Below are 3463 nucleotides of genomic sequence, written 5' to 3'. Positions count from 1 at the left end.
AGCAGTCCTTAACAGATTTACGGAATTAGGTCGACCACTTACCCAAGTTACGCCTTAAATTTGGCTCAATTAGGGGCGCTTTGCATTTCAAATCTTTGTGCAACAAAGCCGGTCACATTTAATAGTGAATTGATACAAGCATCTATAATTAAAAAACATAATATTCTGATAGATTAAAATTACAACAAAAAGTCTGGAGGTTTGTATGACACGTATACCAAACGGAACACAGGTTATTCATCATATCTCACTTTTCGATCATGCTTACTATAAGGAAGAGAATGGAATTTTAAAGGTTTGGAGCAAGGGAGAGTGGGTGGAGGCACTGATACCCAGTATTAATGAAATGATTGATAACGGTTTTGAATTAGAAGTTCTTCACAGCTAATTGTTATGCAGGCGATGAGCAAGTACTAACTTGTTATTTACCATCTATGATCACTCCACTTTTCAGTGGGGTCTCCAACATTTGGGAGAAAAATATGCGGCAACTCTTAAAGCAGCTATTATGCTTTCATCACTACACTTATGAGTCGGATATTTTTATTCAGGTAGAATGTTGCAAGTGTGGTAAGCATAGAGATGATTACACAAATTAAATAAAGTAAATTTAAAAGAGGTAAGCCTGTTCATGAATTTGATCAGGCTTTTTTAATTTATAGAGAAAAGTATGCTCCAATTTATATTCTGCTTATTTGGCCTGCATGGTGTGACTGAAATTAATTGTGATGACCAGAAAGTGTGTCGGGATTGTTTGAAAGAAGTGGAATAATACAAAATCAAAAATATAAGCCTGCTCATTAATTTGATCGGGCTTTTTTAATGCCTGAAATTCCATAAACCTGACTCATTGGTGATCTTATGAAATAACGTCAGCCATTAGGCAATTCGGATTTGTGACGCTGTACATTCATTTGTTCAGCTAAAAGCACAAACGGTGGGATGCTGAAACCAGCCGTATAAATTGGTTTGAATCCAGTGCGATTTCGTCACGTACTGAGTGGGCCTAAGAGAAATACTAGATCTGGGATGACAACCCGACCCATACAGGACGAAAGTTAAGAAGTCAGATTGATAGCCCATTTCGAGATGATGGATTAATGAGTAGCGTTTGGCCCTGCGAAAAGGGCTTATTTAATGCCCTGAGAAATATTAGTGTAATCACACCAAGTTAAAATGCTTGATCATTGCTTGATTAACCAGGAAGGAATCTTGCTTAGTTCGACAAAATTACTGACATTATTTTGGAAATAAATATCATAAATTTATGTTTTATAAGTGAAAATAACTGACATTTCTTGCGACATGATTGCTTGATTGTCCAGGAGTAAAATCATGCTTAGATTACTGATGTGTTTATTCGGCCTACACGGTGCGACTGAGATCGATTACACGATTGATGATGAAGAAATCAAAGTGTGTCGGGATTGTTTGAAAGAAGTTGAATAACAACCACTCAAGCAAAGAGCTGTTTCATAAAGCTGTAATATTTAAGCAATATAGTTGCTCTGCAAAAGAAGAAAGACGTTGTGACGCAAGTCAAGCCCGTTTAATTGGAGAGAGTTAAACGGGTTTTTTATTGAAATATATTGCTATTTTCCTTTTGTCGAACGTATTACGACTCAAACCCCGTCATTAATTTGTCGGGGTTTTTCTTTTCTTATTGGTGGTACCTATGACAGACAAAGTACAAGCTAAACAAGACTTAGAATTTTGCAGTACTGAGCTGTCTAAGTATCAGAATCTCAGCAGATCTGGATTGACGCGTCATCAAATGATGGTAATCGATGAAATTATAATTAAGCTGAAAGAACGCATTAATAATTTACGGTTCACTTTGTATGGATGAAAAGGCTTATAAACTTTTCACCCAAAAAATCCCGCCAAAAAAGAAATCGCGTGTCAGACCCCTACCCAAAGCTGGTGAAAAATACTTAGAAGCATTCGATCGATTAAAAGAAATCTTGGATCGGATGGAAATCAAATACGAAGAATATTTTCATTTTAAAAGTACTAAGCACTGGCGTTTCGATTTGCACCTGGTTGGCTATCTCACATTAATTGAAATTGCTGGTGGGCCTTGGTCTGGTGGTCGAAAAGGTAAGTTGGCCACAAAAGCTTGGAGTATGGATCGCTATGACCATGCTGAAGAAATGGGTTACCGCTATCAGCGTTTTGAAGTCAATGATATCAACATGGGCCGTGCAACGGCATGGCTGAGAAATTTAAAGGCATCTTATGGAACAGTTCAGACCATTCCCGCCGACGGAGCTGATTGATCAGGCTGAGGAAGAGGAGGCTATTCGTTTGGCACCAGCACCAGAGCTTAAAGAATGGGTCGTGAATAACTGGCTTACTCTCGGTGGTGAACTACATAACCCGGATCATGATCATATTGCTGAATTACTGCATAACAATGAAGAGTTCCTTGCATTCGCATGGGCTTCATCTGCCGCCGTAGCGAAAAAGCGTATGGTACTGGGTCAATGTGAAAAGGTGATGTTTAACGTGGGCGGCTGGAAGAAAGCACGCCAGGAACAGCAGATGCGGGACTGGTTCGGCTTTGTGCCTCAATACCTGATTACTGTGGATGCTGCTTTCTGTGAGCAAGCCTCAGATCGTGAGTTCTGCCGTTTGATTGAGCATGAGCTGTATCACATCGGTGTAGAGCGTGATGAAGATGGTGAAATCATTTATAGCGATATGACTGGTTTACCTAAGCATTACCTGGCTGGCCATGACGTTGAAGTTTTCTTTGGTGAGACCAAACGATGGGGCGCAGATGAGTCTGTAAAACGGCTTTTGGAAATTGCCAAGAATGCGCCGTTTGTATCTGAAACGAATATTGCAGCATGTTGTGGGAACTGTGTGATTAATTAAAATGGGATCAGATTTTAGCTTTACTTTATTTCATTTTTTTGTAGATTTGATCTAAAGGAGGGCACGTATGGCTACATATAAACAAATTCAAGAATTCCTTACTGAAAAACATGGGCGTACTTTTAAAAGTTGCTGGATAGCAGATATTAAAAATCAGCATGGTTTAACTAAAAGGCAAGCACCTAATAGGTATGATCCAGATAACCGTGTTCATCCTTGTCCTGAAGAACATAAGGGTAAGGTTGAAGAAGCATTGAGGCATTTTGAAATGATTTAAAAAAGCTCCCCGATTAAAGGGGATTTTTTTTGCCTACTTTGCATGACGTAGCATGACAAAAGGGGGATTTATGGCAGCACTTAAAGAGCCTGTAAAAATATTTATCGTTCAAGCTCTTGCATGCCGTGATACCCCTCAAGAAGTTGCGGAGTTGGTCAAGCAAGAGTTCAATATTGAAATTGATCGCCGTCAGTGTGAACCGTACCGGGTTTGTCGGAGACTTTTTTATTTAAGTTAGGCCACCTGACCTAACGGGTTAATCTTATCATAGTACATTGCTTCAAACTCAAAAGGCGATACATAACC

4 protein-coding genes and 2 pseudogenes are annotated in these 3463 nt (G+C 39.2%); 5 read left to right on the top strand and 1 reads right to left on the bottom strand.

Features of this window, described 5'->3' with window-relative positions:
• Window positions 1–205 precede the first annotated feature (205 nt).
• From WFH18_RS17095 to WFH18_RS17075, 5 genes and pseudogenes are all read left to right on the top strand, one after another.
• Window positions 206–388, top strand: coding sequence for a hypothetical protein (locus tag WFH18_RS17095; RefSeq protein WP_004730170.1), 183 nt, complete (start codon window positions 206–208; stop codon window positions 386–388).
• A gap of 1453 nt (window positions 389–1841) precedes the next feature.
• Window positions 1842–2279 (top strand): hypothetical protein, encoded by a 438-nt coding sequence (locus WFH18_RS17090; protein ID WP_004279606.1) that lies wholly within the window; start codon window positions 1842–1844, stop codon window positions 2277–2279.
• Entirely contained in the window at window positions 2239–2880 is a 642-nt protein-coding gene (locus WFH18_RS17085; protein WP_004279608.1) for a putative metallopeptidase, read from the top strand. Before WFH18_RS17090 ends, WFH18_RS17085 begins: the two co-directional genes overlap by 41 nt.
• A gap of 67 nt (window positions 2881–2947) precedes the next feature.
• Complete coding sequence (locus tag WFH18_RS17080) at window positions 2948–3157, top strand: hypothetical protein (RefSeq protein WP_004279609.1); 210 nt, start codon at window positions 2948–2950, stop codon at window positions 3155–3157.
• 70 nt (window positions 3158–3227) lie between these two features.
• Window positions 3228–3362 (top strand): annotated as a pseudogene (locus tag WFH18_RS17075) (DUF2280 domain-containing protein); the annotation flags it as partial.
• Between the two features lie 29 nt (window positions 3363–3391).
• On the opposite strand, the pseudogene WFH18_RS17070 reads toward WFH18_RS17075, so the two are convergent.
• A pseudogene (locus tag WFH18_RS17070) lies at window positions 3392–3463 on the bottom strand (type II toxin-antitoxin system HipA family toxin); the annotation flags it as partial.

Origin of the sequence: Acinetobacter sp. USHLN143, assembly GCF_037145695.1 — a bacterium.
Lineage (GTDB): Bacteria > Pseudomonadota > Gammaproteobacteria > Pseudomonadales > Moraxellaceae > Acinetobacter > Acinetobacter fasciculus.
Note: the sequence above shows the minus strand (reverse complement) of the source record. Positions and strands in the feature narration are given on the sequence as shown.

Excerpts from the sequence above, each read along its gene's own strand:
- WFH18_RS17085 (WP_004279608.1), top strand. The coding sequence starts at position 2,239 with ATGGAACAGTTCAGACCATTCCCGCCGACGGAGCTGATTGATCAGGCT.
- WFH18_RS17090 (WP_004279606.1), top strand. The coding sequence starts at position 1,842 with ATGGATGAAAAGGCTTATAAACTTTTCACCCAAAAAATCCCGCCAAAA.
- WFH18_RS17080 (WP_004279609.1), top strand. The coding sequence starts at position 2,948 with ATGGCTACATATAAACAAATTCAAGAATTCCTTACTGAAAAACATGGG.
- WFH18_RS17095 (WP_004730170.1), top strand. The coding sequence starts at position 206 with ATGACACGTATACCAAACGGAACACAGGTTATTCATCATATCTCACTT.